This is a genomic window from Planctomicrobium aquicomposti (assembly GCF_051466325.1).
GTDB lineage: Bacteria > Planctomycetota > Planctomycetia > Planctomycetales > Planctomycetaceae > Planctomicrobium.
Genome location: NZ_CP195792.1, coordinates 3,190,353 through 3,216,072, shown reverse-complemented (window position 1 = coordinate 3,216,072; position 25,720 = coordinate 3,190,353). Strand labels below are relative to the sequence as shown.

Annotated in this window: 17 protein-coding genes; 9 read left to right on the top strand and 8 right to left on the bottom strand. The window is 58.8% G+C overall.

From position 1 onward, the window contains the following. Window positions 1–29 precede the first annotated feature (29 nt). The 3 genes from SH664x_RS12415 to SH664x_RS12405 all read right to left on the bottom strand — a co-directional run bounded on the left by SH664x_RS12415 (window position 30) and on the right by SH664x_RS12405 (window position 8,054). Window positions 30–6,290, bottom strand: a complete 6,261-nt coding sequence (locus tag SH664x_RS12415) for an alpha-2-macroglobulin family protein (RefSeq protein WP_437201352.1) — start codon at window positions 6,288–6,290, stop codon at window positions 30–32. Window positions 6,291–6,522: 232 nt separating this feature from the next. Next, window positions 6,523–7,659: a VWA domain-containing protein gene (locus SH664x_RS12410; RefSeq protein WP_437201350.1), complete on the bottom strand. Its 1,137-nt coding sequence runs from the start codon at window positions 7,657–7,659 to the stop codon at window positions 6,523–6,525. A 53-nt stretch (window positions 7,660–7,712) separates the two neighbouring features. Next, window positions 7,713–8,054 carry a hypothetical protein gene (locus tag SH664x_RS12405; RefSeq protein WP_437201348.1) on the bottom strand — a complete coding sequence of 114 codons (342 nt, stop codon included), beginning with the start codon at window positions 8,052–8,054 and terminating at the stop codon, window positions 7,713–7,715. A 271-nt stretch (window positions 8,055–8,325) separates the two neighbouring features. On the opposite strand from SH664x_RS12405, the gene SH664x_RS12400 reads away from it, so the two are divergent. After that, window positions 8,326–10,158, top strand: coding sequence for a UbiD family decarboxylase (locus SH664x_RS12400; RefSeq protein WP_437201346.1), 1,833 nt, complete (start codon window positions 8,326–8,328; stop codon window positions 10,156–10,158). A 112-nt stretch (window positions 10,159–10,270) separates the two neighbouring features. Here SH664x_RS12400 and SH664x_RS12395 read toward each other — a convergent pair whose 3' ends face one another. The 4 genes from SH664x_RS12395 to rplU form a co-directional block, all read right to left on the bottom strand. Continuing rightward, window positions 10,271–11,419, bottom strand: a complete 1,149-nt coding sequence (locus tag SH664x_RS12395) for a PDZ domain-containing protein (protein WP_437201344.1) — start codon at window positions 11,417–11,419, stop codon at window positions 10,271–10,273. Between the two features lie 140 nt (window positions 11,420–11,559). Next, on the bottom strand, window positions 11,560–11,847 hold the full coding sequence (locus tag SH664x_RS12390) for a YbeD family protein (protein ID WP_437201342.1): 288 nt from the start codon (window positions 11,845–11,847) through the stop codon (window positions 11,560–11,562). Window positions 11,848–11,957: 110 nt separating this feature from the next. After that, entirely contained in the window at window positions 11,958–13,526 is a 1,569-nt protein-coding gene (locus tag SH664x_RS12385; protein WP_437201340.1) for a glutamate--tRNA ligase, read from the bottom strand. Between the two features lie 149 nt (window positions 13,527–13,675). Then, complete coding sequence (rplU, locus tag SH664x_RS12380; RefSeq protein WP_437201338.1) at window positions 13,676–14,044, bottom strand: 50S ribosomal protein L21; 369 nt, start codon at window positions 14,042–14,044, stop codon at window positions 13,676–13,678. 200 nt (window positions 14,045–14,244) lie between these two features. Between rplU and SH664x_RS12375 the strand changes: the two genes are divergently transcribed. The 8 genes from SH664x_RS12375 (at window position 14,245) to SH664x_RS12340 (ending at window position 25,274) form a co-directional block, all read left to right on the top strand. Continuing rightward, window positions 14,245–14,748 (top strand): DUF2269 family protein, encoded by a 504-nt coding sequence (locus tag SH664x_RS12375; RefSeq protein WP_437201336.1) that lies wholly within the window; start codon window positions 14,245–14,247, stop codon window positions 14,746–14,748. A gap of 643 nt (window positions 14,749–15,391) precedes the next feature. Further along, complete coding sequence (locus SH664x_RS12370; RefSeq protein WP_437201334.1) at window positions 15,392–17,059, top strand: sigma-70 family RNA polymerase sigma factor; 1,668 nt, start codon at window positions 15,392–15,394, stop codon at window positions 17,057–17,059. A 426-nt stretch (window positions 17,060–17,485) separates the two neighbouring features. Continuing rightward, window positions 17,486–18,835, top strand: a complete 1,350-nt coding sequence (locus SH664x_RS12365; protein ID WP_437201332.1) for a dicarboxylate/amino acid:cation symporter — start codon at window positions 17,486–17,488, stop codon at window positions 18,833–18,835. Window positions 18,836–19,102: 267 nt separating this feature from the next. Continuing rightward, window positions 19,103–19,300 carry a hypothetical protein gene (locus SH664x_RS12360; protein ID WP_437201330.1) on the top strand — a complete coding sequence of 66 codons (198 nt, stop codon included), beginning with the start codon at window positions 19,103–19,105 and terminating at the stop codon, window positions 19,298–19,300. Window positions 19,301–19,506: 206 nt separating this feature from the next. After that, entirely contained in the window at window positions 19,507–19,974 is a 468-nt protein-coding gene (locus tag SH664x_RS12355) for a hypothetical protein (protein ID WP_437201328.1), read from the top strand. Window positions 19,975–20,212: 238 nt separating this feature from the next. Then, window positions 20,213–22,801, top strand: coding sequence for a VWA domain-containing protein (locus SH664x_RS12350; protein WP_437201326.1), 2,589 nt, complete (start codon window positions 20,213–20,215; stop codon window positions 22,799–22,801). A gap of 197 nt (window positions 22,802–22,998) precedes the next feature. Beyond that, the gene (locus SH664x_RS12345) at window positions 22,999–24,243 is read left to right on the top strand and encodes a hypothetical protein (protein ID WP_437201324.1); all 1,245 of its coding nucleotides are present in this window, start codon (window positions 22,999–23,001) and stop codon (window positions 24,241–24,243) included. A gap of 68 nt (window positions 24,244–24,311) precedes the next feature. After that, window positions 24,312–25,274 (top strand): prepilin peptidase, encoded by a 963-nt coding sequence (locus SH664x_RS12340; protein WP_437201323.1) that lies wholly within the window; start codon window positions 24,312–24,314, stop codon window positions 25,272–25,274. Between the two features lie 152 nt (window positions 25,275–25,426). Here the strand turns inward: SH664x_RS12340 and SH664x_RS12335 are convergent, their stop codons facing one another. Beyond that, window positions 25,427–25,675, bottom strand: a complete 249-nt coding sequence (locus SH664x_RS12335; RefSeq protein ID WP_437201321.1) for a hypothetical protein — start codon at window positions 25,673–25,675, stop codon at window positions 25,427–25,429. Between the last annotated feature and the right edge of the window lie 45 nt (window positions 25,676–25,720).

Sequence of the window (25,720 nt, the reverse complement as noted above, 5' to 3'; positions counted from 1 at the left end):
GGACGGAAGATGTCGTCCTCAGTCTCGATTCAGTTGGCACTTCCGGCGGAATGAACCGGCCGGTCTTCGATCAGCAGCTTCAGTTCATTGGCGTTGGCTTTCAGTTCCGGTGCGTACATTCCAGAGGCCATCGTCGGCAGTGCACTGAATTTTCCCGGGATTTCCGCCCGCAGGCGGTAACTGACCGAGTGCTTGCCACGAGCCAGTGACTTCAGGAAGAAGGCCACTTTCTCATCGCGGAATTCGACATAGGCCCCGAGTCCGCCTGCGGTGTACCCGCTTTGCAGATCGACCGGTTCGAAGCCGGCGGCCTTGTAGTCTTCGAACAGGACATACTCGTAATCGTTCTTCGAATCGATTTCGAGCTCGACCTCGATCAGGTCGCCGCTCTCCAGACGGTCCAGGTTGTTCAGCTCGGTGCGATCATACTTGATGACCGACTGATTCAAGGCCTGACCCCGGCTGCCGGCAACGTCCGTTGTGGCGGTCTTGTCCTGAGTCAGCTTGTAGAACTTGCGGCCCACTTTGATCTCCAGCCCTGTCGCGGTGATGGGATCTTCCTTGGTGAAGTTGGTGACGTAGGCATTCACATACAGATTCGCCTGGGGCGAAGAGGCAACTCCCAGCGGGCGGCGACGCAGTTCGAGGGTATGTTCGCCGGCGGTGAGTGCCGATCCTTCCAGCACAAAACTGTTGTCGAAGGTGAACAGCGTGGCTGGTGTGATCTCGACAGTCTGTTTCAGTTCGCCGTCGAGCCACACTTCAACCTGCACATTCGTCTGCATCTCTTTGGTGGCGTGCAGATAATCTGCGAGCGCCTCAATGCAGTAAGCCGTGTCGCGCGTGTTGTTCCAGTAGGTCCCGTGGCGGCGGTTATTGATCAGATATTTCACCAGTCCCGCAGCCTTGGGGTCATTCGGATTCACCTTCGTCAGCAGTCGCAGGTACTGGGCATTGGCTTCGATCGTGTTGCCGTACCACGACCACCAGTAGCTCTGGTTGGGCAGGTCGAAGTAGGCGGTCTGGTTTTCATCATCGACTTTGATGAACTGATCGAGGTTACGAATGACCATGTCCCGCTGTTCGATGGCCTGCAGATCGTGCAGCGCGATCCCCAGCAACGCTTGCGAGTAAGGGGACAACGACAGCCGGTCGCGATACAGGAATCGCTGCATTTCGGCATCGTGGACCTGCTCGTCGACCAGCACGGTAAAGATCAGTGCATCGATGTTCGACGCGGCTGTTTTGTAAGCCTGCTTGCGATTCGGATCTTTCTCATGCCGTTCCCCTTCCAGCAGCAGTTCGACCTGCCGGGTCTGGTAATTCTTGAGCCAGGCGATTCCGTTCTCCAGCACGCCATGAGTGATGGCGATATCGTTGTGCCACGCCAGCTGCAGACCGTGAACGACGACAGCGGTCGTGTGCGGAGTCGAATGTTCGCCGTAACCGGAGAACCAGCCCCAGCCCCCGTCCGAACACTGCATGGCGGTCAGGTCCTGCACACCCTGTTTGACCATGGCAGCGACTTCGTCAGCGTCGAAGACCGGGTTCCGGTCAAAACGCTTCCATTGCTTAGCGCGCTCGGCATCGTCCCCGATCTGCTGAGAGTTGAGATTGGTCCGTTTTTCCTGAATCGCTTGCAGGTCGAGTCCCATCTCCAGCAGAATTTTTTGCGTGATGACGGTCGGCAGGAAGCGGTTCAGGGTCTGTTCCGTGCAACCGTAAGGATACTCGGCCAGATACGGCAACGCGTCGACCAGTGCGCCGGCAAGTGTCGGAGAATAGCGAACCTCCAGCCGCGACTGCTCAGGAATGCGTTGTTCGGGAACAGTGAATTTGATCGTGGTGTTCTCGGCATCGGGCCGGATGACATTGCTGTACGATTCGGTTTTCAGAATGCCATGCACGCTGACCGGGAAGGACATCTGCATCGCATCTGACTCCACGTCCGTCAGCGCTTTCATCGTGATGCTGGCAGTGCCGGGCTGGACTGCCTTGACCCGCCAGTCGACGCGGGTTTCTCCGTGGGCCGGAATGGTGACGGTAGTGGTCATCGGCGAATAACGGGGATCGCCCCGGAAGTCAGCCAGCCATTTCAACGTTTCCCCTTCCAGCAGCAGCTCGACCTGCACCTGTTTTTCGACATCAAGGTCGTTATGAACGTTGGCCGACAGCACCACCTCATCGGTCTCGATAAAGAACCGGGGTGCCTGCAGCCGCACGATAATGTTTTTGCGGGTGACCGCTTCTGCAGTCCCTTCACCGACGTTGGTGTCGGCTCCCATCCCCCATGCCCGCATCTTCCAGGCGGAGAGGTTCTCGGGCATGTCGAAGGTGACTCGGGCCAGTCCCTCCGCATCGGTCAGCAGGTCGGCCTTCCAGAAAGCGGTGTCGGCAAAGTTGGTACGCACGACGGGGACGACCACCTCCTCGGCTTCCTCTCCGGGTTGCCCCCCCATTCCTCCAGCCTTCATTGCCATCGGTATCGCGGGATCAAAGCTGCCGAAGCTCGGCGCAGCCGCGTTTTCTACGTCTTGGAGTTGTGACCAGAATTCGCCCCCAGAACGAGCATTGCCTCTCCTGCCCATCGGCCCGCCCGCCCTCAGGTTTCTCTGGTCGTCACGATCGGCCACGGACCCACCGAAGACACCCAAGTCCGACATGGCAATTTCCCCTTGCTTCAGCAACTGGTCAAAGCGCTGTGCAAGGTTGCTCTCTGCCTGGGGATTGTGATGTCGGCGCCACTTCCAGAAGAACTCTCTAATATCCGTCACGTTGGAGCCGCCGGAGATGTATTCAACGGCGCGGTCGTACACACTGAGGACGAGTGACCCCTGGAACGGCTTACCGTCCGGTCCGGTGACTTTGACATCAACTTCAGCCTTGGCGCCGGGGAGATAACTCTCCGCTGACGGCTTCACTTCCACGTTCAGAACGCGGCTTTCCGGGGGAACGACCACTTCCTTCACCTGCTGGTGGAGCTTGCCATTCGCCATGGTGACCGCTTCCACGAAGAAGTTCGGCATGTCCTTCTGCAGGACGTCGATTTCGACTTGCGTACTCTTCCCCTTGAGCCGCAACACCTGGGGTGCCCCCGCAGCGACGCCACCCACCGGACGTACAAACAGCAGGACCGTGGAACCGAGTCGATTCGTGTTCAGCAACAGCTTGACCTTATCCCCCGGTTGATAGGTCTTCTGGTTCGCGATGATTTCCAGATCATTGAACTGGAACTGCGAGCCATCGAAACCTTCCCCACGAATGACGAACAGCTGGCCCCCTTCAAGTTCGACGCCGTTGGCTTTCGATTTGAGCTTATATGACAGACGATACTGTCCCGGCTGGCTGGCCTTGAGAGTCTGGCTGGCGAATCCGTCCGTATTCGTATTGAGTTCCCATTCCTGAGCCGTTTCTTCAACGGGTTTTCCGTCTTCGTAACGCACCTTGAGCAAACGCAGGGTGCCCGTCCCTTCCACGCCATTGCCGCTGAGGGTGCGGGCCTGGAAGCTGGCCTGAATGGTGTCACCGACCTGGTAATAGCCGCGATCTGTCCACGAGAAGACTTTGAACGGCTCTCGCGAGACCAGTACGTTGCCTTTGCCGACGATGGTTCGGCGCGAAGCATCGGTCACTTCGGCGGTGACGCTGTATTCATGGTCCTGATCTCCGTGCAGTAGTTTGGCGAGCGCCGTGTCGATCTCGATCGAGATCGTGCCATCCGCAGCGATCGGGACTTCGCGATCCAGCACCAACTCGGGGGGATCGGCACTCCACGGACGCCACAGGGGCGAGGGAGTTAAACAACCCCACTTGCCGAATCCCGGATACCAAGTGGTCTCCGGAGTAAACCACCAGTAACCGTTGCCATACAGCCAGTCCCAGCTGTCGACGGGGAACCAGCGGGCATCGTGCTGTGAACGCTCGACTTTGATTTTGGCAGTGCCCTGGGCGACCGGAGCACCGTAGTAATATTTCGCCCGAATGGTCGCGGTGATTTTGTCGCCGAGTTGAACCGGTTCTTTCGGCGCATCGACAGTCACTTCAAATTCCGGCTTCTTGTACTCTTCCACCCCGAATGAATTCGTACCGACGATCTGTTGCCGGCCATCGGGATTGCCCGAGAGAAGTAGTTGATATGTTCCGAGCGCGGCCTGCTTAGGCAGTGGGAAGCTTCCGGAGATTCCGCCGAATTCATCGGTCGTAAACGTTTTCTTGTCGATCTCCGTTCCTTGCGGATCGTTCAGAGTCACGGTAAATGAGGCACCAGCGAAGCGGGTCCGATCCGGGTGATCATAGCGGGCTTCACGGACCCAGAATTTGAACTCCACCTTCTGGTCAGGGCGATAGACCGGACGGTCTGTGATCACGTAGACCTTGGTCTCCTGGTAGTCGTATTCATTCCGATCAGTAAACCACAGGCTGCTGAAGCCAAGAAACGCGAAGCCCCCCTGCTCGGTCCGGGCCACTGCCAGAGTCTGATAATTGTTCGACTGCAGTTTGTTCGTGAGCGTGATGAAGCCGTCGGCCGATGTGAATTCCGCAAACTCGTTGAATGAAATCCGCGAGCTGCGGCCTTGCTGGTCATAGTTCTGTGTCCAGTTGAAGAACTCGACTTTCGCATGATTGGCCGGAGCACCGGTGACCGCATCGGCGACATAGTAGAGCACCTTGTTGTTGAGCTGCTTCTTGATGATTGCGGTATCGTTCAGCCAGACGACAATCCGGCTCGTGTTGCCGTTGGCCATCCGGGCTGTAACGAGGTAGGCCCCTCCCTTTTGCAGCGGGGTGGTGACGGTGACACGCCGATCATTGTGGCCGGCGCGCGGCTCGAGCGGCAGTGTCCAGGTCGCGACCTTTTCGCCGAGATATCGGTTTTCGTTCTTTTGGACGATCCGGGCGCCGATGTCGTCGATCTGGATTTTTTCCCAATCGAACTGCTTGGGTTGCGATTTGAGATAGGTCTTAATATCCGAGATCAGTTCCGGAACCTTGAGTCGCGTCGCCTCGAACGTGACGGAGTTGCCGTTGCGAAAACGGTATTCCAGCGTGGCTCCCCGGCCCGCCGGCTGACTCATGTTCGGCTCGAATTGACCCCAGTTGCCGACAATCTGATTCAGCCATTTCTGAGCCGATTCCTGGGAGGATCCGGTCTGTCTCTGCGTCAGATCCCGCACGAAGCCGGCGGCCTTTTCGTATTGCTGTCGATCCTGAAAAATCCTTCCCAGTGCGGTGAGGGCATTGATCGTCGCGGAGGGGGTTCCCTGTGCCTGAACAACGTCGCGGTAAATGCGAATCGGATTGAATTCGTCCGGCAGCGTGAACCGTTTTACTCCGTTCGCGAGATAAGCGATCGTTTCATTTTCATTGAGCGAGGGCAAAGACCAGAGCGCAGACTGCGTGTCATTCTTCTCTTCGCTTCGCGGAAGTGAGCCCCCCCACCGGGCCAGCGTTTGCACCCCGAACTGTTCATTCAGAAAGGCCGCGAATTCCAATTGCGTTTCGACGAGACGATCGGGCTGATACTCCACCACCTGTTGCAGGCACCAGCGCCAACGTTCACCGTCGTTCTGCGCAGCATCGAAGTCTGCGGGAACCTTGTAGAAGATCGGATTGCCCGCTTCATCGACCGGGGCCCCTTGCGGCTGCGGGCGCCAGCCGAAACGCCTCCCCCGACCGGAACTTTCTTCAACAGTCGGGTAATCGGGGAGCTGTGCCAGATCGGTTAAAATCTGCAGCTTCCAGCTGCGGTTCTGGAAGAGAATGTTGGCGAAGTCGCGATAAAAGTCGCTCTTCTGGGTCGCCGTCCACGACTCGGGAATCTGCTCGCGAACCGTGTTCAGCCAGCGGAGGGATTGAACGCGGTCCCGCTCGCTGACATCGACGAACATGCCCCCCCCTCGAGCATCGCCCCGAGTAAACTGGCCCGCGGTCAGGTAGCCGTAGTGTGTCCCGTCAGCCAGGATCTTTGCTGCGCGCCACAGCACGATGGGGTTCGCAGCATGCAGCTCAACCACCTTGCCCAGGAGGGGATCGATTTCGCCGGTTCGCTGGAGATTCTGCAGGCAGCGGGAAGCAGCCAGCAAGTCATCGGCAACGACCTGTCCGGTCGCGGCGGGATCGAGCAGCAGTTTTTCGTAGAGGTCGTACGCTTCTTTGAAATTGCCCGCTTTCTCCAGCTCGGCAGCTTTGGGACGGGGCTGAGCGATGGGCATCTCGGCAGCCTTCAAGATGAGAAAACCAGAGGAGCAGAGGGCCAGAACGGCCAGACAGGCACGTAGGACACGTGACATGACATTCCTTCGATATCGATTCCGCGACAGGCCGGGAAACGACAGTCGCCCGGACGAGGTTCCGACTTAGAGTCCCCTGAGACCGAAAAAGTTCCACGAAGTTGGAAACAGAATCTCGGTCGGTGTCTGCCTCCGGCAGCGGGACCTTCACCCTAAGATACGCGCTGCGCCTTCTTTGTGACAGCTGGAACTGGGCAGACCGGAGCGGGCAGGGAAAATTCCGAAGGAGGTGTCAGGCACGTGTCCGTTTACGGCGACCTTTGACGAAGCTCTGGACCACCAGATTCCCCATGTCGTCGGCGTTGCAGGTGGCGCTGATCCCCCTGGTCACCTGAGCCAGTTGCTCCACGAAGTTCACGAGCCCGAGATAAAAATAATCTTCAATCAGGGCGAAGCTGGAAATCTGAATCCCTTCATTGGCACAGCGTCGGGCTTCCGACAACGTGAGTCGGGCTGTCTTTTCTGCAGGAGGGTAGATCAGCACCACGTCGCGTCCTTCCACGTGGGCGGTCGGCTCGCCATCGGTGATCAGAATGATCTGGCGATTGGCTGCCGGCTGTCGACGAAGAACCCGCCGGGCATATTGCAGGCCGGCGTGAATGTTGGTGAAGTGCTCCGGAACGAATGCGGGGGGGCTGTCGAGCGAAATCCGCATTCGGACGTGAGAATCGTAGATGCTGACCGGCTTGGGAGCCGAGTTCAGCAGCTCGCGCTCGGTCATCGGAGTGGCGAATGTTGAGAAACCGATCACCTGCAGGAAGTCGGACTGGTAGCGGGAGCGGACGAGCCCCTGCAGCGCCAGCGCGACCCGCTTGGCGGCTCCATACTTTCCGTAGCGGGTCATACTCCCCGACATATCGACTAGCACGACCGTAGCGCAGCTGGTCTGATATTCGGTGTCGTACAGGACCAGATCCTCTTCCTGGATCTGAATCGGTGAGCCCCCTCCCTGCCGATGCAGCGCATTTTTCAGCGTGTCGTGCAGGTTCAGATTGGAAACCGGATCGCCGAACTCATAGGGCTTCGATTCATCGAGCACGGTCTGCCCGACACCGCGATGCTCGGTGTCGTGCCGGCCCAGCTTGTCGCGCTGTTGCGTGTTGAACAGAGATTCGATGGCTTTGTTCTCAACCCGCTTCAGTCCTTTCGGAGTGACGTGGTATTTCCCCTCGCGATCTTTCTCGACCAGCCCCCGCTTGATCAGCATGTCGACCACATCGGGATGTTCCTGCTCCCAGTTTTCCAGATTGGGCATGACTTCGTCGCCGTACTGCAGCAGGTACTCCGACAGCTTGTCGAAGATCTGGTCTGCGGACTGGGGGCTGAAGCTCTGTGATCCGTCCCAGCGGGAAAACTCAAACATGGGCATCAGCAGAACTCCAGCAGTCACGGGATCCCGGTGTGGCACCTGTCCTGTCAGGATCAGGTCGAGCCACTTTCGGGGGGAAGCTCATTCAATTCGTCGCGCACCGCCTGCGAAGGAGGAACCGCCGGAGCCAGACCGGCGGCCTGCTCTTCGGCGTGATCGTGGTGCGGTGGACCATCGTCCTGCATCAGGTCGTCGTAATGCATGTACATGTCGATCGGTGAGGAAGGGAGCCGCACCTTGCGCTGGCCTTCCACCAGTTTCATCGACGTTCCCTCTTTGGTGCAGTGACAGCGGACCGCCACTTCATTGGCGGGGGCTTTCCGCTCGTAGTGGCAGACAGGGCAACGCCATAGTCGACGAATATCCAGTTTCAGGCGAATTCCCGGGCCGCGCATGACATTCCTTCGTGTTTTGGCGTTCACTGCATTGTATGCGGGAACGCACACACTGGCGACCCGAAACCGGCTTTGTCCCGCGGGGCGCTTCCGGAATGGAATTTTCCGGGGAGGTTCCTTGGAGTCGTCTCAATTCCCATAGACCGTGCCAATTTACTGCGAAGGGTCCCTCCCATCGGGAACGGGACCATTTATGATGTGTCCCGCCTCCATTCCTGAGATGACGTCGGCTGCGAAGCTAAGGGGGCCGATCAGTTTGAGAAAGATTGCAATGGGTTATCGGAATCTTCGGGAGTGTCTGCTGGATTTGGAGCGGACCGGACAACTGGTGCGGATTCCGGAAGAGATCGACCCGAATCTGGAAGCGGCCGAAATTCAGCGGCGGGTTTACGCAGCGGGTGGGCCAGCGCTCTTTTTCGAGCGGGTCAAAGGCTGCCGCTTTCCGATGATCAGCAATCTGTTCGGCACTCCCGAGCGGGCCCGGTTTCTGTTTCGCGATACGCTGGAACAGATGCGACGGCTCGTCGAACTCAAGGTCGATCCGTCACGGGCTCTCAAAGCTCCGTGGCGTTACGCGCAAGCCTTTCCCGCTGCGTGGGCGATGCGCCCCCGGTACGTCTCGCACGGTCCGATTCTCGATGGGCAGATCCGGGTCGATGAGCTGCCGCAGCTCAAGTCCTGGCCGGATGACGGGGGACCGTTTATCACCCTGCCTGCGGTCTACACCGAACATCCCGATGCTCCGGGCTGGAAGAACTCGAATCTCGGAATGTACCGGGTGCAGCTCGCGGGCAATTCCTATGCAGGGAACCGGCAGGTCGGCCTGCACTATCAGATTCATCGCAGTATCGGCGTGCACCATGCTGCGGCATTGAAGGCCAAAGAACCGCTGCGAGTCAACATTTTCGTGGGAGGTCCGCCGTCGCTGATTCTCTCCGCCGTGATGCCCCTTCCGGAAGGACTCTCCGAACTGACATTCGCCGGAGCCTTGGGTGGGCGACGTGTTCGACTCGTCCGCCAGCCGGGGGGATTGCCGCTGATCGCCGAGGCCGACTTCTGTCTTTCCGGAACGATTGATCCCGAGGTGCAGCTGCCGGAAGGTCCGTTCGGGGATCATCTCGGTTACTATAGCCTCATTCACGACTTTCCGGTGGTGAATGTCGATCGTGTCTATCACCGTGCGGACGCGATCTGGCCGTTCACCGTCGTGGGGCGACCGCCACAGGAAGACACCGGCTTCGGGGATCTGATTCACGAGATCACAGGACCGGCAATTCCGAGTGTCCTGCCGGGCGTCAAGGCGGTGCACGCGGTCGATGCCGCCGGAGTGCATCCCTTGCTACTGGCCATCGGCAGTGAACGCTATGTACCGTATGCTCGCGACCGTCGTCCGCAGGAAATCCTGACACAGGCGAACGCCATCCTCGGACAAGGACAGTTGTCTCTGGCCAAATATCTGATCATCGCCGCGGGGGAAGATGACACCGCTCTCGATCTGCACAACATCGCGCGGTTTCTGGAGCATGTTCTCTGTCGCGTCGATTGGGAAAACGACCTGCATTTTCAGACTCGGACGACGATCGACACATTGGATTACACGGGGCATGGATTCAATGCCGGATCCAAAGTCGTGATTGCGTGTGCGGGGCAGGTACGTCGATCGTTGCCGCGGAAGACGCCGTTGAACCTGCCGCTGCCGGAGGGATTTCGCAATCCGGCCGTCCCATTGCCGGGAGTCATCACGATCGCAGCTCCGGAATTCCGGAACACTGATGATGATCGCCTGTCGTGGTTCTGTCGGGCGATCGACCGGGGGCATCCACTCAACGAGTTTCCGTTGTGCGTGCTGGTCGATGACAGCGAGTTTGCCGCGCGGAACCTTAACAACTTTCTCTGGACCACGTTCACGCGTTCCAATCCCGCTCACGATATCGACGGCGTCGAAGCGTTCACCGATCACAAGCATTGGGGATGTCGCGGGACGCTGGTGATCGACGCCCGCAGGAAGCCGCATCATGCACCCCCACTCATCGAAGATCCGGCCGTGACAAAGCGGGTCGATCGACTGGCAGCCCCCGGCGGACCGCTGCACGGAATTCTCTGAGCGAACGAAACGCTGAGAGAATCGTGGCTTTCCGACCCGTGCCCGCCCCGAGGAAATTCGCATTTCATGAGACGAAACGTTCGCTGCGCGATGACAGGAAAGAGCCACCGCTTCAGCGGACCGTCTCGAGCGGTTCGGCCTGCGAGGGATTCAACAGTGGCGGAGCGGACTTTGGCGGCTGAGGACCGCACGGCCCCGTGAAATAGGGAGGCGGAGCGGCAAACCGCCGATCTTCGGCCAGTCCCTCACGCCAGGAGGTCAGGGTCACCGGAATTTCGATTTCTTCAAAGCGTCGACGAACCAGGAACGTCACCTGATCGCCAATCTCGTGTTCCTGCAGCAACTGCACCAGGTGGAAAAAGCTGGAGACCTTCTTGTCGTCCAGCTGCAGGATCATATCGTCGGGAAGCAGTTGAGCCCGGGCGGCAGCACCTCCGGGGACAATCTCTTTGACGATGCAGGCCGTCGTGGTGGGATCGTTGCGAATTCCCAGACAGGCGCCGCGCTGTTCGATTGTCAGCCCGCGAATGCGCGACGCGAGGGGAAGGAGATCATCCACCGCAATCTGGTTCCCGGTGATGGTATAGAGATGCAGCGAGGGACAGGCGGAGAAACGGGTCAAATGCCAGAGGTCTTCCTTGGTCCCCTTCCAGTTATGATGCAGCCAAATGCCGTATAACACCGGCAGGACCTCTCCCTTGAGTCGATCGGGAGGATTGTTAATGCGAGCCGCCAGTAGTTCTGGATCAGTCGAGGGCATAAACACCAGTTGGCCGCCGAGCTCTTCAATCGCCTTGCGGGCCCGGGACTGCCGAAGCCGTGTATGTTCCAGGAGAATCGCTTCCGCTTCCTGAGCAGCGACTCCGCTGGTCAGGGATAGATTGTCGAGTACGCGCTCGGCCCGATCTCCGAGGTGATCGGAATGCTGCAGGAAAATCCCCTCCAGCACGCGGACGAGACGAACGGCCTCTTCTTCAGGAGCATTGGGAATAACCGCCGCGAGAAATTCGGGGTTCTGCGCTGCCTCTTTGGCCAGTTCCAGCTGAGCGAGTCGACGGGTCTGGAAGTTACCGTCCGAGAGCTGGTCGACAAGCCGGTCGATTTTCCCGGCATTTTCCGGCGGAGTGGTCCCCTCTGCTCCGTACAGAGCGCAGGCTCCCCACAGGAACATCGTAGCGATCAGGTTGGACAGCAAACGTCGAATGCGGACGACTCCCAACTGCCGTCGGCCGAAATAAAGGATTCCGCTCCTCTCAATCATGACACACAGACAGCCGTTTCACCAGATTGGAAGCGATGATCTGTTCCGTCTCCACGAATTGGGATTGGACCGGCGGCAGTCTTTCCGGAGTCCGCATATTTGACAGGATCGAGGCGCCTGGCAGGACGCATCGGCCGCAATCAGAGCAGCATGACCAGCCCATCGACCCCCTGAAGTTCCCGGTAGATGTCGATAATGTGGCCGGCTCCATCGACCTCCGGTTCGACTGTCACGCTGATGTGTCTTCCGGTCGCGGTCGCACGGCACGAGAAAGACGGTTCCGCCAGCTCTTGCAGGTGAACTTTAACCGCCGCCAGAACCCGGCCGACAAAATGGTCATCGGCTGTGCCAATCGCCTTGAACGTGTACCGGCACGGAAAGGTATGAGTCGATTCGAGGAGTTCGCGATTCGGAAGGCCGTCTGACATCGTCCACTTCCAGCACGGGTTGAGGAGGAGTTACCTCCCAATCATAACTTTCAGTGCCTCGCCGTCGAGCAGATTTTCCGACCTCGGCTTCGAACGGTGTCTTGGGTGCGTCAGTCGACAAGCCGTTGCAGCGTCCTCTGAATGCGGGTGATCGCCCGTTCTTTGCCGAGCAGTTCAAGGCATTCGAACATCCCCGGCCCGGCGGTCTTTCCTGAGACCGCAATCCGCAGCGCGTGAATGATCTCGCCGTAGGAGATTTGTTCCCGTTCCATCCAGGCCTTGAATTCCGTTTCGAGTGCGCTGGCGGTGAAGTCGTCGGTCTGCTGCAGCACTTCGAGGAATTTTCTCAGAAGTTCAACGCTTCGGGGAGCCTGACGGAGGCGCTTGTCGAAGCCCTTTTCGTCGTAGGTCATCTGGTCGTCAGCCACGAAGTATTCGTCGTAGCTGAGGATGTCGCTGCAGAGTTTCAACCGATCATTGAGGGCGGAGACAACACGAGTCAGGTAGACATCGTCGATCTGGGCGTTGTTCAGCAAGCCGGCACGCACAAGGAAGTCGCGGCAGCGGCGGACCTTTTCTTCCAGTGGCAGCTGTCCCATCCAGTACTCCTGGTAGGAAAGCAGCTTGTCAGGATCGAGTCCCGCCGGTCCTTTGACGACCCGATCGAGGGTGAAGTGCTCGACGATGAAGTCGCGCGACATGTTTTCCGTTTTGTCGTCGAGCGACCAGCCCAGCCGGGAAAGGCCGTTGAAGACCGCGTCGGGCAGAAAGCCGACCGCGTCGTAATAGCTGACCATCACCGGATTCAGCGTGGCAGAACTTCCCATGCCGATTTTGGGGAGGACGTCATCCGCGATGTCGAACAGCTTTTTGAATTGCGGGCTTTTACGGTATTTCTCGAGGTTCTTTTCCCGCTTGCTGAGCTTTTCCTTGGTGCCGGGAGCGGCCACGAATGGAATGTGAGCAAACTCCGGCAGCGCATGTCCCAGCGACTCGAACAGCAAGGCCTGAACGGCGGTGTTGGTGAGATGTTCTTCCGCGCGAATCACGTGCGTGATTTGCAGCGCAGCGTCATCGACGACGCTCGCAAAGTTGTAGAGGGGCATCCCGCTTGAGCGCATGATGACCGGGTCGGGCATCAGCCCGCAGTCCCATTCCACGTGCCCGCGAATCCGATCGTCGATGGCCACTTTGCGCGTCCGGTCGATCAGATACCGGATGACGTACGGCTCTCCCCGCTGTTCAAGGTCGTCCCGTTGAGCGGGAGTCAGCTCCAGCGAGCGTCGAACGTTGAGATAAGGACGTTTGGCCTGCTCAGCCGCCTGTCGATCGGCCTGAGCGACCGCGGGAGGATCGAAATCCTTGTAAGCCAGTCCGGCGGCCAGCAGCTGATCGCAGGCCTGGCGATACTTGTCGAGTCGCTGCGACTGAAAATACGGACCGTAGGGACCGCCGATTTCGGGGCCTTCATCCCAGTCAAGCCCCAGCCAGCGGAACGCATTCAGAATCGGATCGAGGGCGGCGTCGATATTCCGCTCCTGATCGGTGTCGTCGATCCGCAGGATGAACTGGCCACCGTTGTGACGGGCCCACAGCCAGTTGAAGAGGGCGGTGCGCATCCCACCGATGTGCATGTAGCCGGTCGGCGAGGGAGCAAAGCGGGTGCGGACAGTCGGCATGAGCAGACTCGCTTCAGAGCGTGATCAAGAGCAGAGAGATCGCGCGACGAGCGATCTCCGGAAACGACGAAGCGCTCCCCGAAGCCCGGCTCGTTGAGAACTCAGGCGGGAGAGCGCATGCGCACTTCGGCGAATTGTCGCCACTCGAATTACTTGGCTTCGGCGGCAGCCGGCTCGGTATTCTTGACGATCTCGAGGTTCGGCACCTTGATCGAGGTGATCTTCACGCCGGTGTATTTCTGGCGATGGCCGGTATGGCGACGGGAATTCTTGCGGCGGCGGAACTTCTGGATTTCCAGCTTCGGCCCTTTGACGACCGGGTCGACCACTTCCGCTTCCACGACAGCGCCGCTCAGCGTCGGTGCGCCGATCAGGCTGGCACCCCCGCCATTGGCGAGCAGCACGGTGTCAAACGTCAGCTTCTTTCCGACTTCGGCATCGGCGACAAAGTCAATCGCCAGCAACTGGCCTTCTTCTACACGCAGCTGATGACCGCTGTCTTCAATGATCGCGAACATTCGAAACGACTCTTCTGTCCAAACCGGTGAAAGTCCAGCGGGACCTCGGACACAGGCATTTCCTTCGCCGTCCGACCGCTGAGGAATCGCACAGAGTAATGGAAACAATCTCGGTTGGCAAATCCAACCCGGGCAAGTTCGACGATCAATTTCCGGTCTGCTATAAACCTGCGAACATTCCCGAGGAAGGATCGAGCCTGATGTCCGTTGACCCAGTCGTCGTCTCGTCACGCGTGATTCATATCGTCGCCGCGATTGTTCTGTTCGGCGGTGCGGTTTTTACGCGGTTTCTGCTGATGCCGGCTGCCGGACAGCTGGACGAGGAACAGCATCAGAAGCTGCGGGCTGGCGTGACTGGCCGCTGGAAGTACTTCGTCCATCTGGGGATCACGCTGCTGATCGTGACCGGATTCTACAACTATCTGGTCGTCATGCGACCGCTCCACAAGGGAGATTCCTTCTACCACATGTGGATGGGAATCAAGATCCTGCTGGCGATGGTGGTCTTCTTTTATGCTTCCGCACTGGTCGGTCGGGCCCGTGCTTTTGAAGGGATCCGCAAAAACGCGGGGTTTTGGCTGCTCGTGAGCATTGTGCTCTCGTTTTTTGTGGTGGGCATCGCCAGCGTGCTGAAAGTCCGGGGCGTTCCCCCGCAGGCCACCCCAGCAGCTGTGATTGTTGAGGAAGTGGAGATAGCGAAATAGGTTGCGTTGAGATTCTGCTCACGCCCCTGCTTCATTTCCCTGCTGTTGACCGGTTGGGGACAGTCTCTCTCAGAGCCCCTGAGGATCGCGGTTGAGACGTTCGGGGCAAGATCTTCTTTGGCCGGGCCCGCCTATCCCGGCTTCCACCCGCTGAATGACCAGCTGCGGCCGCGAAAGTTGGTTGGATCAGGGTTCAAAGTGCTCTGCCACTAAAACGCTTGAGCCAACTTCTCCGGCAAAATTGGCCGATTTCGAGTCAGCGCGCACGGGGTGTTTCGTCAAATCGACAACGCATGGCACCTCATTTTGAATCAAATTCCCTCAAGCTGCCGACGGGCCCAAGTGTCCTCTCGACTGGGAAATCGCTGTAAAGCATTTGTAAGTAATGCGATGCGAAACGTGATTTGAATTGGTTCGCTGGCGGCACGCCCTCTGCATCTCTTTTCACTACGCAGCACCGAAGAATTTTTCAAATTATTTCTTCGTGTACGAACTTTCCTTGAGAGGACTGCGTCTAATTTGCGTATTGAGAGTGAAGCCTGCACGAATTGATTTCCTTTTATTCATTTTCTGCCAGTGAGCTGGCCTTCCGTTGCAGGTGGAACGCAGTTTTCAGAAAGACTTAGTAGGGGAGGGATTAGAGATGACTGCAAAGTACAACCATCCCGCACTCAAACAACTTTCCGAGCAGCAGAAGCGCTACGCTCCTCTGGACAAACGTCTGGAGCAGATGGATCGCGCCGAGAAGTTTTTAGAGGCGGTCGACCAGAATGAAACTTACAGCTACCAGGACCTTTGCGAAGCGATCACCGGCTATCGGCCGGACGCCTACCCTGACCTTGTGATTCGGGGAGACGATCTGCAGCACGACCTGCCGCTGTTTGTGGAAGAACTGTCCGCGAGCGCAGACATTCCGGTGGAACTCGCCGGCGAACCTGTGCTGACCGTGGATGATCTGAGTGAGCAGTACAAGGTGTCGACAAAGACCGTGGACCGCTGGAGAAAGCGGGGACTGGTCAGTCGGCGATTCAAATTCGGCAAGCGGTCGCGTGTTGGTTTCCTGCGGTCGTCTGTCGACCGGTTTGTGAACGAGCATGGGAGCGAAATTGACCGGGGCTCCCGTTTTACCCAGCTGTCCGATGCGGAACGGCAGGAGATTGTAATGAAGGCCCGACGACTCGTCCGACATGGCGCATGCCCGTCCGAGGTCAGCAAGCGGCTGGCCCGGTGGTTCAATCGCTCGCCGGAGACGATCCGTTACACGCTCAAGCAGTACGACAATGACAACCCCGAGAACGCTGTGTTCCCGGGAGCCATGTCGCCGCTGACATTGGAACGGAAACAGGAAATCTACCAGCGGTACAGCCAGGGAATGTCGGCTGACCTGCTGGCAGAAGAATACTGCCGGACCAAGACCAGCATTTACCGGATCATTTCCGAAATGCGGGCACAGCTGCTGACGGATCGTCCGGTCGATTACATGGACAGTCCGGAATTCCATCTGCCCAACGCGGATGAAGTGATTCTCGGCCCGGCTCCCAGTCCGACCGGGAAAGGGGGAGCGTTGCGTTCACCGCCGGGGCTGCCCCCGTATCTGGCCAGCCTGTACACGGTGCCGCTGCTCTCGCGTGAAGAGGAAGCCCATTACTTCCGGAAGATGAACTACCTGAAATTCAAGGCAGCCCAGCTGCAGAATGACGTCGGAGGTCGCCGTCCCCGGACGAAAGAACTCGACGACGTCGAAAAGCTGCTGGAACAGGCTGTGGAAGTGAAAAACTTTCTCATCCGCAGCAACCTGCGACTGGTGGTTTCGATCGCCAAAAAGCACATGAAGCCGACGACCAATTTTTTCGAAATGGTCAGTGACGGCAACATGTCGCTGATTCGTGCAATTGAAAAGTTCGATTACACGAAGGGGAACAAGTTTTCGACCTACGCCAGCTGGGCGATCATGAAGAACTATGCCCGGTCGATTCCGGCCGAGCACAAGATTCTGGATCGCTTCCGGACGGGGACGGAAGAAGTCTTCCAGTTCTCCCACGATGGTCGTGGCAGCCAGTTCAGTGACGAAGTGACCAACAGTCGGCAGCATCAGATGATCATGTCCATCCTGCAGCAGCTGGATGAACGGGAGAAGGCGATCATCATGCACCGCTATGGCCTGGAACGGGGAACCGAACCGGAAACCCTCGAACAGGTCGGCAGCCGGTTCAACGTGACGAAAGAGCGCATTCGCCAGATCGAATCCCGGGCGATGCAGAAGATCCGCAAGATTGCGTCGGAAGAGAAGCTGGATATTCCCGGCATCTGACCTAGCCATCCCGGATGCAGGGAATCGCAAGCCCTCGGTCGCTGACCGGGGGCTTATTTTTGCGCGGTCATCCTCTTTTTCGCAGACCGTTCTGCCGCGCCGCCTGTCACGGTGGGATGACCCTGTCACCCTCAGACTGGGGCGTGGCCCTCGCAGTCCGGGCCAGTTCTCGCATTCCACTGAAGACTGCAAATTCTGCCCGTCAGTGGTCTGACGCGACAAGCGAAGGGTTCGGGGAGCGGCACCTACTTCAGATTCTCCCAAGGGATTCGACTGACGCGGTCACGATGGATCGTCTCACCTGGGGACGGCTGCGACTCTGCTTGCGTTTTGCCGCAGCCTACAAATTATGCTGACGGACACTATCCTCATTCGACCGCTGCCGGCTCCGGTTCGCGATTCGTTTGTCTCTCAGAGGGTTCCGCCGTGTTTTTTCGTCTGCCGCTCTACATTCGGGTCATTCTGGGCGTGATCTTCGGCGCAATTTTGGGGTTCACGTTTCAGCAACGTGAGATTCTCTGGGGGTGGACGAACGCTGATTCCGGCCAGGTCGCTGGTCTGTATGTGCAGCTGCTGACCGCTTTGGCCACGCCGCTGGTCTTTTTCGCGATCGTCGACGCGTTTGTCCGCACAAGCATCACGCGGCGGCAGGGGGGAAAGATGTTCGTCATTTGCGTGATGAATATCATCGCCGCGTTTGCTGTGGGGCTGACCATTCTGAATGTCTGGCAGCCGGGGAAGGCCTGGAGTTCCCAGTTCCAGCAGGTGGAAGCGGCGGAGACTCCCGGCGGAATCCCAGTGGAAGGGCCCGAAGCGAAAGATGGTCTTGAAGTTCCGTCGCTGGAAGCGGGTAAAGACCTCTCGCTGTCGCCCCTGGATCTGGTTCGCTCCCACATTCCGAAAAGCATTCTGCAGCCCTTCACCGAGAATATGGTGCTGGCGGTGGCCATGCTGGCGATCTGTATCGGGGGAGCCATGCGAGCGCTCAAGCACGCGGGCGATGCGGAAGTGCAGCAGTCGATGGCAGCACTGGATCAGGTGATCGTCGCCTGTTTTCAGATTGTGCTGAAGTTGCTGCTCTGGCTGATCGAATTCGCGCCGATTGCCATTTGTCTGGCCGTGTCGGGAGTGATCGGCAGCACCGGCTGGGGGGTCTTGCAGATGGCCGGGGTTTTTCTGCTTTCGATGTGCTGCGGACTGGCTGTCCATTCACTCATCTATTACCCGCTAAGCATCTGGCTGTTCGCGGGGATCTCACCGGTCCAGCTGTTCCAGAAAGCAGGCGGTGCGATTCTGACCGGCTTTTCCCTGAACAGCAGCCTCGCAACCTCGCCGCTCACTCTTCAGGCGCTGAAGCACTTGGGGGTGAGCGACTCCTCCTCGCGACTTTCTGCTTGTGTGGGGACAAACTTCAACAATGACGGTGTGACGCTCTATGAAGCCATGACTGCCCTGTTCGTCGCCCAGGCGATGGGCATGGACATGTCGATTGGTCAGCAGATCACCATTTTACTGGCGGCCCTCGTCGGCAGCATGGGAATCGCCGGGATTCCCAACTCCGGCCTGATGATCCTCGCTCTCGTTCTGAAGGCGGCGAAGCTGCCGGAATCAGCCATCCAGATTGCGATCCCCTTGATTTACAGTATCGACTTCCTCATCGCCCGGATTCGCTCGGCGGTGAATGTGATGGGAGATCTGCAGGTGGCGATTTTGCTGGATGTCGGGGTTAAGCCGAATGAAGCGGACTCTGTCATCGAAGCAAACGCGGACGCGTAAAAGTCCGCCGGACCCACACAAGCTTGGGGGGGGAGAACTGACCTCTGGTGCGTGCCGCCCTTCCCCCGTCTGGTCGATTCCTCAGAGAGCCTGCAACCGTTACAGAAGGCTCCACTCGCACAATCTGCGGCGGGCGAGTGAACCCGGTGCAGCGACCGCAGTCGCAGTCCAGTCGCGCCTGATTGGCGACCGAAACAGGAGACCGGGAGAAGCGCGGAAATTCAATCCGGACCGGCGCGTTGATGCGCCGGAGAGGAGGGATCCAGGATGGCATTGTTCTCATTTCTGACGGACAACCAGTTGGCGATTGTGGGCTGCGTGGCGGCAGCGGGAATCTCAATCCTGTTTCTGACGTTGAGCTTTCACCTCAATCCGGCGAATCGGCAGAAGTCCCAGCCCGCGAAATCGGGAATGTCGGGCGAAGCGGCGCCGGTACACGTCCCTGCGGCCAGAAAAGCCGCCTGACCGCTCGGAAATCGTTGTGAGGCGGCAAACTCTCGCGTTATCCTGAAACTCGGAACTGCTTGAGATCCGGAACGGCCGAGTGGCTGCCGTCGGATTCGAGAGCATTTAATTCACGAAACGCTGTCTCGCGGGCCCGGACGATCTGACAGGATCGTGACCCATCGAGCAGACCCAGGCCAGAGCATCCTGCTCTGATAAGGCAGACAATGACACGTCTCCGCACGATCGCATTCGGCAGTCTGATGTTGGGAGTCGGATATCTTTGCGGCAGCGACCGGCTGACGTTTGAAACGCATGCCGCCGATGACCGCAAGGTGGATGTCAGCGAGGAGAACGCCAAAAAAATCCGCGCAGCCTACCAGAAGCTGGAAGATGCGATGGAAGGTCTCCGCGGCGCCGGGCGCTATGAAGCCATCACCAAAGGTGCCAACAGCTTCCTGATTTTGAGCGGCGGCGGAAACGCGAAAGAAGATCTGGAATCAGGCCGGGGAGTCGATCCGGAAACGTTTGCCGCGTTGTACGCCGGCCAGGCCTTGCCGGAAATCAAGGAACTGCTGACGACCGACGATCAGGGGCGGATCCTCTACAACAACGAAGTGGTCCGGATCTACTCGAAATCGCGTCTGGATCGACTGTACGCGGATCGGGTGAAGTTGACCGAAATCGGATTTTAAGCCTGCGGATGTCCAGGAATCGTTCTTTGCCGGTCATCCGGAAGTGACGATCCCGAGTCGATGACTTGCCGGTCAAATCCGCGAGATTGGGAAGAATTCGATTCAAACCTGTCCGAGAGAAATTGTAGAATGCGCGTGGCGCCCCTCTGCGGGGAGCCGACGTGACATTATCAGAAATCGTGGCACTCGCCGTCATTCCCAGTAGTTTGAGAACAGCCGCGCTCGCCCGGAGAAGATCATGTTGAAAAAGTCGTGGAAGTCCGCTGGGGGCTGGATTCCAACCCTGATGACCGGGTTGATGTTTACCCCGTGGGCAGTTCCAGCAGTCGGGTATGCGAACGACGTGATTGTTCGCACCTACGAAGCTCCGGCCGGCGACAAGTATGGGGCGCTGTCGCTCTCCCTCGATCCCCAGGGACAGTCGCTCGAGAATGTGGATCACGTGATCCTGATCGACACGTCGGCCAGCCAGGTCGGACAGCATCGCGACATGAGCGTTGCCGTTCTCGAGAGCTTTCTGCAGTCGCTCCCGGCTGGGGATCGTGTCTCCGTCTTCGCCTACGATGTGCAGACCTCTCCTCTGACTCATGGCTTCTGCGACCCGGCCGACGCTCTGACGACCGTGCGGACCGCAATGCAGATCCGATTTCCCGCAGGCGCTTCCAACCTGAAGCAGGCCCTGCGGAATGCGACGGAATCTCTCCTCGACAGCCGAAACGGCTCGGTCGTGGTGATCGGTGACGGCATGAGTGCCGCCCATCTGTTCCAGCCGCAGGAGCTGAATGCGATTACAAAGTCGTTCCGCGATTCCCGGATTCCCATTCACTCGTTTGCTGTCGGCTCACAGACCGACCTGCGATTGCTGGGGATTCTCGCACAGGAAACCGGCGGATTCGTGATGCGGGACGAGACGTCTCAGGAATCACTGACCGGCCAGCAGGTTGGCGAAGTGCTGGCCAAGGCGGCCCATCAACCTGTATTTTTCCCCACGGCTCTGACGGTCAGCGATGCCAACGTCAAGCTGACCCCGAGCCGTCCACTGCCGATGCGGGCCGATCGTGAAACGGTCTACCTCGCCCACGGTCCGGTCAAATCCGGTCTGGAGATTCGGGCGACGGGTGCACTGGACGGGAAGACGTTCGAAACCGACTGGACGTTGTCCAATTTGAATCGCACCTCCGGCAACAGCTTCCTCCCCCGGCTGTGGGAAGAAGTGGCGTCGAATGACGGGGCCAACATGGGATTGGCTGGCGACTGGATGGTGAATGTCGCCCAGCAGACCTTCCTCGATTATATCGCTGAACTGGAAGTCCAGGGAGAAAAGGCCCTCGCTGCCCATGCTCCCAAGAAAGCTGAAGAGACCGCTTACCAGATTCAGCATCTTGATCCGGAGAACTCGAAGGCCGGTTCATTGATTGAGCGTGCCAGCAACTCCGAACTGAAATTGCTGGCTCAGGCGGATGTCCCGCGGCTCCCTGCTCCGCCAGCCGCTGCCGCACCTGCTGCGACGGCAGGCAGCCCCACGGTCGGGAGTAACATTGAACAGTATGAAGCCCTCGTGCAGGCTCGCGGTCAGAAGCTGCAGCGGGAAGTTGAATACCAGATTCAGGAGGCAGATCGGCTCGTTCGGGACAGCCGTGCCCAGCAGGCTGAAAATGTTCTGAACCGGTTGCGGGCCAATGTGAAAACCGCATCGGATATCGCCCCGGATCTGCGAAACCAGTTGCTGCGTCAGGTCAATGCGTCCCTTGCCGACGTGCAGTCGCGCCGGGCTGTGCTGGATGCCCGGGTTCAGGAGCAGCAGCGTCGGACAGCAGAACGGGAAGCCCAGGCCCGGCTGATTGACTTCACCGCCGCCCGGAACCGCCAGCTGGAACAGCTTGTTGACCGGATTCGGGCTCTGATGGTCGATGCTTACCACGGGGATCCTGTCGCTTTCGAACAGGCCGAAGCCGTTGCCCGCGAGATCTCAAACGAATACCCCGGCAGTGCGATTGCCGCTGCTGAAGTCTTTACGACGGAAGCGGCCGGTCAGCTCGACAAAGTTCAACGTCTGCGTGAATTGCGTCAGGATCGGTTCCTGGAATGTCTCTATCAGGTGGAACTCTCCGATGTTCCCTTCCCGGATGAACCGCCCATTCGTTACCCCCCGCCAGAAGTATGGTGGGCGCTCACGAATATGCGGCAGAAGTGGAAGTCTGTGGACCTGTTGAACAAGAGTGCAAACGAAACCAAGATCTATGATGCACTGAATTCGGTGACGACGGTCGAGTTCTCGGCTCATCCGTTGACCGATGCCATCAATTATCTCGCAACGCAGCATAACATTCCGATCATTCTCGACCGCAAGACCCTCTCGGAAGCGGGGATCACGGGCGACGAAGAAGTCTCGCTGGTGCTGTCGGGGATTACCCTCAAGAGTGCACTCAAGCTGCTGCTGCGGGACGTGAACGGTGTGGAGCTGACTTACATTATCGAAGATGAAGTCATGCAGATCACCACCACCGAACACGAAGAGAACGTTTTGCAGACCCGTGTTTACCCGGTCGCTGACCTCGTCATTCCGATCGCCCCGCTGGGTGGCGGATTCGGTGGCGGAGGCGGTGGAATGGGCGGAGGCATGATGGGCGGCATGGGAGGCGGAATGGGTGGAGGCATGGGTGGTATGGGCGGCGGCATGGGTGGTATGGGCGGCGGCATGGGAGGCATGGGCGGTGGTATGGGAATGTTCAGCATTCCTGCCGCACCCGCAGCCGTTCCAGCTGCTGAGCCCGTCAGTGCCCAGCTGCCCACGACCGAACTCCTCAAAAAAAAACCGAACCTGTAATTCTGCAGCTCGCAGCTGGGAAAGCTGACGAAGCCGCGCAAGAACAAAACGGGCAGTCTGCCACCTCTCCGGAGAAGCAGCCTGCCCGTTCTCATTCCGGCAGCGATTCCCCTTCCCTGGAAATTCGCTTCGAAATTCCTGTCGAGTTTGAAAAGGATGTCCCCTTCCCCGAGCTGAAGGATCGTGCTCCCGAAGAGGTGTGGAACACACTCTTCAAGAGTCACCGGCCAGCACCGAAAATTGTCTGCGACTGGGTGACGCGGCTGCATCAGGATGCTCAACATCAGCAGGTCATTGCCTGTCTGCGGGCTGCGCTGGTGCATGGCCAAGCTCAACCGTGGATGTACGAGGTGCTGGCCCTTTCGATGGAAATCGAAGGCTATCCCAAGGAGGATGTGGAGCGGGTCGTGCTGTCGCTTTCCGACTTTGGCAATGTCGACTACGAGTCGATGATGCTTTCCGGCGCTTATCTCACCCGCTTCGGTCGCAAGTCAGCAGCCCTCTCGCTGTACCGTCAGTCCGCCCGCCTGTTCCCCGAACGTCCGGAGCCGTATCTGCTGGGATTGAAGCTGGCTCAAAGTCTCGAAAGCGTCGAAGAAATCGAGTGGGCCGCCTCCGGAATCCTCAGGAACTGTTGGGAGGAAGACCAGAAATCCCGGCGTCGCGACGCGGAAAATGCACTGCTGGAGCAGATTCGTCAGCTGCAGAAGAAAGGGAATTCCGCACAGGCGGCGACACTGCAACAGACGTTGGCCAGCGCGAAGAGCCCCGATGTCGAAGTCCGGCTGGAATGGCATGGGGACGCGGATCTCGATCTGCAGGTTGAAGAGCCGGGAGGAGCCATCTGCTCGCTCGAGTCGCGACAGACCACCGGCGGCGGAATGTTTCTGCACGATGGACTGGGGCCCGATCCGAAGCAGGCTTACGAACTCTATGTCTGTCCTCAGGCGGTTTCCGGTCCTTATCGTGTCCTTGTGAAAACGGCACTCGGAAAGCCCGTGGGTGACCGGGCGCTGTTGACGGTGACGATACATGCCGGGCTGCCGCAACAGCGTCGACTGACTCGCACGCTTTCACTGGTGGAGGGGGAAGCCTCCTTCTCCTTTGATCTTCCCGACGGACGTCGGACCCAGCCGCGGATCATCAGCCAGCGGCAGCCTCCCGCTTCGCTGACAGAAGAGGCCCTACTGAAGCTGGCGACCTCCCATCCCGGGCGGCGAGTCCGTTCGCAACGTGCTCCGGAATCGCAGCCAGCACTCCAACCAGCCGGTGCATTTGGCTATGTTCCGACGCCGATCACGTTGCTGGATGGGACAGCGATGACGGGACAGGTGGTCGTCTCGGGGGATCGCCGGTATGTCCGGATGGCCCTGCAGCCGCAAGTCAGCACGGTGACCGATGTCTTTACTTTCAGTTTTTTGAACGGCAATTCCAATCCCTGATCAGGGAGGGGGGAAGTCAGTGCTGTTCACGATTTTCATTTCTACGGTGCAGTCAAATCTGGATTGTGATGGACTGGCTTCAAACGCTCCCGGATGGAGGCATCACTTGCCTGGCAGGTTTGGTGACAGCGCTGTTGGCAGCCGTCGGCGTCTGGCGGTCACTTCGTGATTGTCAGCTCGCTGTGGGTTGGAATCCGCTGGGGTACGGAGTGCTGGCTGGACTCCTGGGAGGACTGTTCGTCTGGCTGTCGCAGCAGGGTTTTCAGTCGACTCCGGAAGTCGTGCCCGACCCCGACTGGAAGCCGCTGCGCGTTGTCTTCCACCTGAGTTTGATCGTGCTGCTGGTGATGATCACCGCGACCGATCTGAAATCGTTTTCGGTTCTCGTCTGGACCTGTTGGCTGGGTGTCGCCCTCGGCCTGACGGGCGCGGTGCTCTCCGGTGATTTTCAGCTGGCGCATGTCTGGGTGGATTGGAATCAGGAAGTCCCGCAGATCCGCGGCCCTGCCATGCCCGCCTGGTTGGCCTCCCATCCGCATCTGCATGGACTCGCGTGGAGTTCTGCGGGAATTGTTGTTGGGACACTCCTGATGTGGCTGACCCGTTGGATCTCGTCGGCGATCCTGGGGTTAACGACCCTCGGTTCCGGAGATGTCTATCTGATGGCGATGATCGGAGCCTATCTGGGATGGCAACCGACCGTCGTGGTGGTCCTGCTGGCGCCCTTGCTGGCGATCCTGGTCGGCGTGGTTATTCGTCTCGCCGGAAGTCAGGCTCCCCTCCCCTATGGACCGTTTCTGGCCCTGGGGGCGGTGTTCACCCTCTTTTTCTGGCGTCCGATCTGGATGGCCGAGTTTGCCCTCGCCGATTCTCACCAGTTTGACCGGGCTGCCACGTTTGCGGTGCGGCGTTTCTTCGGCGATCCCTGGTCGATGCTGATTGTGGCGGGGCTTTCGTTGGGGCTGATGCTACTCCTGCTGGGCCTGCTGCGGATTTACAAATCGTTCCCGGTGAAAACTTCACGGACCTAATGCTCATCGGATGGGCAGTGCGCTCCCCAATCGATCAACATCACGACTCTGTGCGGTGAGCACGCTCCGAGCAGAAGTTGGAAGGCTTGGGCCCTGCACTCCCGACATAATTCGCGGATCATCGAGTCATTGCGAGTCCCCCTTGCGGCGATTCAGCGGGCATAGAATTGCACCAGCGTGCAGTCTTTGCAGCGGGCACCGTACAGCCGGTATTCCTGCGGAACGTCGCCACGCACGCCGGCCCGAAACGATTCGATCAGCCCCTGACCCGGCTGTTCCGGAGAGGTCACGAACAACAGCCGTGGAACGTGCGCCCATTTTCCTTCCAGCAGACCTTCTGCTGTCGCGATTCCGGGTTCCAGTTCGCCGCCACAACTCGGGCATTTCACGTCAGGTTGCATCGACAACTCTCCGGACTGCGGGAGGAAGGACGTCGCAGCCATCAT

Excerpts from the sequence above, each read along its gene's own strand:
- SH664x_RS12415 (WP_437201352.1), bottom strand. The coding sequence starts at position 6,290 with ATGTCACGTGTCCTACGTGCCTGTCTGGCCGTTCTGGCCCTCTGCTCC.
- SH664x_RS12410 (WP_437201350.1), bottom strand. The coding sequence starts at position 7,659 with ATGCCCATGTTTGAGTTTTCCCGCTGGGACGGATCACAGAGCTTCAGC.
- SH664x_RS12405 (WP_437201348.1), bottom strand. The coding sequence starts at position 8,054 with ATGCGCGGCCCGGGAATTCGCCTGAAACTGGATATTCGTCGACTATGG.
- SH664x_RS12400 (WP_437201346.1), top strand. The coding sequence starts at position 8,326 with ATGGGTTATCGGAATCTTCGGGAGTGTCTGCTGGATTTGGAGCGGACC.
- SH664x_RS12395 (WP_437201344.1), bottom strand. The coding sequence starts at position 11,419 with ATGATTGAGAGGAGCGGAATCCTTTATTTCGGCCGACGGCAGTTGGGA.
- SH664x_RS12390 (WP_437201342.1), bottom strand. The coding sequence starts at position 11,847 with ATGTCAGACGGCCTTCCGAATCGCGAACTCCTCGAATCGACTCATACC.
- SH664x_RS12385 (WP_437201340.1), bottom strand. The coding sequence starts at position 13,526 with ATGCCGACTGTCCGCACCCGCTTTGCTCCCTCGCCGACCGGCTACATG.
- rplU (WP_437201338.1), bottom strand. The coding sequence starts at position 14,044 with ATGTTCGCGATCATTGAAGACAGCGGTCATCAGCTGCGTGTAGAAGAA.
- SH664x_RS12375 (WP_437201336.1), top strand. The coding sequence starts at position 14,245 with ATGTCCGTTGACCCAGTCGTCGTCTCGTCACGCGTGATTCATATCGTC.
- SH664x_RS12370 (WP_437201334.1), top strand. The coding sequence starts at position 15,392 with ATGACTGCAAAGTACAACCATCCCGCACTCAAACAACTTTCCGAGCAG.
- SH664x_RS12360 (WP_437201330.1), top strand. The coding sequence starts at position 19,103 with ATGGCATTGTTCTCATTTCTGACGGACAACCAGTTGGCGATTGTGGGC.
- SH664x_RS12355 (WP_437201328.1), top strand. The coding sequence starts at position 19,507 with ATGACACGTCTCCGCACGATCGCATTCGGCAGTCTGATGTTGGGAGTC.
- SH664x_RS12350 (WP_437201326.1), top strand. The coding sequence starts at position 20,213 with ATGTTGAAAAAGTCGTGGAAGTCCGCTGGGGGCTGGATTCCAACCCTG.
- SH664x_RS12340 (WP_437201323.1), top strand. The coding sequence starts at position 24,312 with ATGGACTGGCTTCAAACGCTCCCGGATGGAGGCATCACTTGCCTGGCA.
- SH664x_RS12335 (WP_437201321.1), bottom strand. The coding sequence starts at position 25,675 with ATGCAACCTGACGTGAAATGCCCGAGTTGTGGCGGCGAACTGGAACCC.